The organism is Paraburkholderia sp. BR10954, from assembly GCF_040965775.1.
GTDB lineage: Bacteria > Pseudomonadota > Gammaproteobacteria > Burkholderiales > Burkholderiaceae > Paraburkholderia > Paraburkholderia youngii.
This window is the reverse complement of sequence record NZ_JBFRCK010000156.1, coordinates 1-1,587: the sequence shown is the minus strand read 5'-3', so window position 1 is coordinate 1,587 and position 1,587 is coordinate 1. Positions and strand designations below refer to the sequence as shown.

Here is a 1,587-nt window from a genome sequence, read left to right as displayed (position 1 = left end):
TCGTCGGCTTCCATCTCGAACGCGAACGGCATCGCGGCGGCGAACGGCGCTTCCTGCAACGCGCGCTGACAGAACGCGTGGATCGTGTGGATCGCGGCCTGATCGAAGGTGCGCAGCGCACGGCGCACGACCTTCAACGCCGCCTCGCGCCCGATACCGTTCTGCGGCGCGAGCGTCGTTTCGAATAGCCGGCGGATGAACGGATCGTCGCCGTTGTCGTCCATCTCAATCGCGCGATGCAGTTCCGCGAGACGGCCGCGTATGCGCTCGTGCAACTCCGCGGTCGCGGCCTTCGTGAACGTGACGACTAGAATCTGATCGGCGTTCAGGTTCTTTTCGAGCAGCAGCCGCACGTACAGCGCGCAGATGTTCCACGTCTTGCCGGTGCCCGCCGACGCTTCGATCTGGTTCACGCCGTCGAGCGGACACGCGAACACGTCGAGCTCGTCGGCGACGAGGTTTTGATGGCGCAGCGCTTCGCTCATGAGGCGCTCCGCACATGCTGGATCAGTGGCTTGAAGACGATCGCGGCGAGGCTGCCGAACGGTTCGGCGAGCGTGAGCGGCGTGCCGCGCAGCGCGATGCGCAACGCGGGGTCGTCGGATTCGCCGCGCACACGGTCGTTGATCCATACGCCCTGTGCCGCCGCTTCGCTTTCGCTGACTCTCGCCCATGCGCTCTTCGGGAAGAAGCGCAGCGGCAGCCGGCGGCCGGCATTGAAGAGCGCCGCCAACGGCGCGAGTTCGTCGAGCGGCGCCGCAACGGGCGCAAGCTCGAAGCTCTCGCCGCTGCCGTGCCACACGGTGCGGCGCGGACCGTCCGGCTGCGCCGCGCAATAGACCAGATGCGCGAGCCACGCGGACAGATAGTCGCGCGCGCTGGCTTTGGCATAACGAAAGATCACTTGTCCCGTTCCGGTCAGCAGGTTCAACGTGCCGCGCATTTGCAGCGGCGTTTCGGCGGACTCGCGCAGCAGCGCGTCGTAGTCGCCGAACAGCGAATTGGCGCTGTCGGTGCGATCACCGTCTTGCGGCCAGCGCGGCATGATGTCGAGCACGAACGGCAAGCGCTCGACACCGGCGGCCACTTCGCGCCGCACGCTTTGCGCCAACTGCCGCAGCGCGGACAGTTCGCGCGCGCGCCACACCGCGCCGGTCGCGCCGCCCGGCAACTCGGGGCTGGCCTCGGCGACGCGCTGCACGCGGCTGTACGTCACCTCATCTGCGGTGTCGGCGTCGAGCAGCACTGGCAACAGGCGCTCGGCGAGCGCGTCCCGGCCCGCATAGTCGAGATCGAACGGCTCGGTATCGAGCAGCTCGCCCTGCGCATCTGACAACGCAATGCCGAGCCGGTCGCGCAACAGCGCGCGCGCCGGATGACGCCAGAAACGCACGAAGTCGTCGAACTGCACCTCGTGCATATCTTCCGGCGGCAGCGGTTGATCGAAGAACGGCGCGGCGGCGGCATGCTGCGGTTCGGCGAGCAATGTGGCCAGCTCGGCGCGATCGGCGTCGTAGGTGAACAGATCGGGCTTCGCCGCAAAATAGTCCGACGCGAACGCCTGCAACGGATGCTCGACGATGAACT

1 protein-coding gene and 1 pseudogene are annotated in these 1,587 nt (G+C 67.3%); both read right to left on the bottom strand.

The genetic code is table 11. The features are described 5' to 3' along the window. Window positions 1-485: UvrD-helicase domain-containing protein (locus AB4Y34_RS41540; RefSeq protein ID WP_368719270.1), on the bottom strand; the 485-nt coding region annotated here is incomplete at its 3' end. Then, window positions 482-1,587: pseudogene (locus AB4Y34_RS41535) on the bottom strand (exodeoxyribonuclease V subunit gamma); the annotation flags it as partial. The pseudogene AB4Y34_RS41535 and the gene AB4Y34_RS41540, both read right to left, overlap by 4 nt.